2 protein-coding genes and 2 pseudogenes are annotated in these 2,638 nt (G+C 40.8%); all 4 read left to right on the top strand.

All coding sequences use genetic code 11. From position 1 onward, the window contains the following. Positions 1 to 199, top strand: a pseudogene (locus QP420_RS06425) (amino acid ABC transporter permease); the annotation flags it as partial. Between the two features lie 101 nt (positions 200 to 300). Next, a complete protein-coding gene (locus QP420_RS06420; RefSeq protein WP_481616894.1) occupies positions 301 to 1,131 on the top strand; it encodes an amino acid ABC transporter ATP-binding protein in 831 nt (276 codons plus the stop codon). A 230-nt stretch (positions 1,132 to 1,361) separates the two neighbouring features. Further along, complete coding sequence (locus tag QP420_RS06415) at positions 1,362 to 2,327, top strand: ABC transporter substrate-binding protein (protein ID WP_060786624.1); 966 nt, start codon at positions 1,362 to 1,364, stop codon at positions 2,325 to 2,327. A gap of 33 nt (positions 2,328 to 2,360) precedes the next feature. After that, positions 2,361 to 2,638, top strand: a pseudogene (locus QP420_RS06410) (amino acid ABC transporter permease); the annotation flags it as partial.

The following is a 2,638-nucleotide window of genomic DNA, read 5'->3' as shown; positions in this document are numbered from 1 at the left end:
TTTGGTGATTACGTCTGTTTTGATGGTTTTGCAGGTTATGTTGGAAAAGCATTTTGGCAAAGGATTCGAAGCAAAAGACATTGTAAACAATACGCAAATCAACTCGAATGCTGCAAAGCGCGGAGACAAGGCCATTAAAGCCGCTAGCAATGCGGTAAATGGTCGCAATAATGCAACAATGCTTGGTTTTAATGCGTAAGTTGCGTTAATCGGAGTGCTTATAGGTGTTTATAAGCGCATTACATATAAGTGCATTATCAATGATAAAATTCCATTAGTTTTGATTAGATTTGAGGAAAAATGGCAAGTAATACAACAGCTGCAGAGCAAGACGTGCAAAATCAGAATCATATTAATAATGATGTTCCAGCAGTGGTTATAAGTGATTTACATAAGAGCTTTGGCAATTTGCAAGTTCTTAAGGGCGTTAATATGACTGTTAAGCCAGGAAGCGTAACAGTCATACTTGGGCCTTCGGGAAGTGGAAAGTCAACTTTGCTGCGATTGGTGAATCAGCTAGAAACAATCACATCTGGAAAAATCACCATTTACGGCGAGCGCATTGGTGTAAAAACCGTTATGCGTAAGGGCAAAGAGGTTTTGCAGGCATTAAACGATAACGAGATTGCGGCTCAGCGCGCAAAGCTTGGAATGGTGTTCCAGCGTTTTAACTTGTTCCCACATATGACGGCTATTGAAAACGTTATGGAAGCGCCAGTGCACGTTTTGCACATGGATAAAATTGCAGCTCACGATTTAGCGGTTAAAGAGCTTGAGCGCGTTGGAATGGCAGACCGCGTAGATCATTATCCTTCTCAGCTTTCGGGCGGGCAGCAGCAGCGAGTTGCGATTGCTCGCGCGCTTGCAATGAAGCCAGAAATCATGCTTTTTGATGAGCCTACATCTGCGCTAGATCCAGAGCTAGTTGGAGAAGTGCTTAATGTTATGCGAGACTTGGCAAACGATGGCATGACAATGATTGTTGTAACGCACGAGATTGGTTTTGCTCGAGAAGTTGCAGATCAGGTTGTGTTTATGGACGGTGGAAAAGTTGTTGAATGTGGAACGTCTGGAGTTATAGATAATCCGCAAACCGAAAGGTTTAAAGATTTTCTGCACAGCGTTTTGTAAGCTTAACATATAAATATAAATACGTAAAAATTAAGGCATTTTGCGTAAAATCATGAATAATTTATGGCTGTGGTGTTTACTGCAGCCTTTTTATTTTGATTAGCACTATTATTCAAACAATTTTACGAAAAGAATATTTTGCACAATGTTTGGCATGTTTGCCTAATAACAAACATAGTGTAAAGTTGTTCATTGTTTGAATATTCCATCCAATTTATTCGGAGATTAGTATGAGTGATGCATGTTCTTCATGCGAATCAAACTCGCATAGTAAGAACGGCGTTCGTGTATCTCGTTGGCTAAGATTTGTTGCTGCGTTTACGTCGCTATCTTTACTAGGATTTTCTAGCGCTTGTGGAACAAGCGATGCGGTTGGGCCAGATCCTCTTTTAGCGCGTAGCTACGACGTTAATCGTATTAAAAAAGATAAAAATATTGCTGCAATGCTGCCAAAAAAGCTTGTTGAAAGTGGCGAGCTTGTAATGGGTACTAATGTTGGATATGCACCAGCAGGATTTTATGCTCGAGATGGAAAAACGGTTGTAGGCTACGAAATAGACTTAAACAAAGCGTTAGCAAAATTAATGGGGTTAAAGCTTCGCATTGTTCACGCGCCATTTGATGCGATTTTGCCATCTGTTGGAAGCAAATTCGACATTGGTGTTTCGGGATTTACGGTTAGCAAAGAGCGAGAAAAGTCGGTTGACTTTGTAACGTACGCGGATGCTGGTTTGCTTTTTGTTGTTAGAAAAGGCAATCCAACAAATGTGAATCTTAACGACTTATGCGGTAAAAAAGTGTCTGTACAAGTTGGCACAACAAGCGAAACTCAAATGTATGGTGCTAGAGATGTTTGCAAGGCAAGTCGTAAAGCTCCATTAGATGTTCTTGCTTTTAGGGAACAAACGGATGCTACGACTGCAGTAGTGGCGGGTCGTGCAGACGTTATGTATGCAGACGCTCCTGTTTCTAGTTTTGCGATTGATCAAACGGACGGTCAGTTGGAGCCGCTGGGTAAAAGCCGCGATAAAGCTCTTATGGGCATTATTGCTCAAAAAGGAGATACTCAGCTTGTGGAAGCAATAAAAGCTGGTATTGAAAAGCTAATACAAACGGGCGCGTATCAAGAAATAATGAAGGCATGGGGCGTTGAAGACGTTATGATTAAGCACCCAGAAGTAAATCCAAAAGTCTGATTGTTTTTGGTTGTTTAGAGTAGGATTATGAACATGTTTGCTAAAAAGAACAACAACGAGCGCATTTTGCCGGTAAAAAATCCTGGGCCAATTATATCTGGCATTATTGTGGCGATTATAGCGTGTGCTCTTGTGTATTCAATTGCTACAAATCCTAGATTTGAGTGGGCAATCGTTTGGAAGTACATTTTTAACGAGAACGTTCTTGCTGGTATTGGTTGGACTCTTATACTTACATTCTTGTCTATGATTATTGCAATCGTTCTTGCTATAGGATTGGCTATGATGCGCAAGAGTGTTAATCCTGTTTT

Source organism: Bifidobacterium sp. UMB1197 (assembly GCF_030217745.1).
GTDB lineage: Bacteria > Actinomycetota > Actinomycetes > Actinomycetales > Bifidobacteriaceae > Bifidobacterium > Bifidobacterium vaginale_B.
Note: the sequence above shows the minus strand (reverse complement) of the source record. Positions and strands in the feature narration are given on the sequence as shown.

Bases quoted from the DNA above. Each gene is read 5' to 3' on its own strand.
- QP420_RS06420 (WP_481616894.1), top strand. From the start codon at position 301: ATGGCAAGTAATACAACAGCTGCAGAGCAAGACGTGCAAAATCAGAAT.
- QP420_RS06415 (WP_060786624.1), top strand. From the start codon at position 1,362: ATGAGTGATGCATGTTCTTCATGCGAATCAAACTCGCATAGTAAGAAC.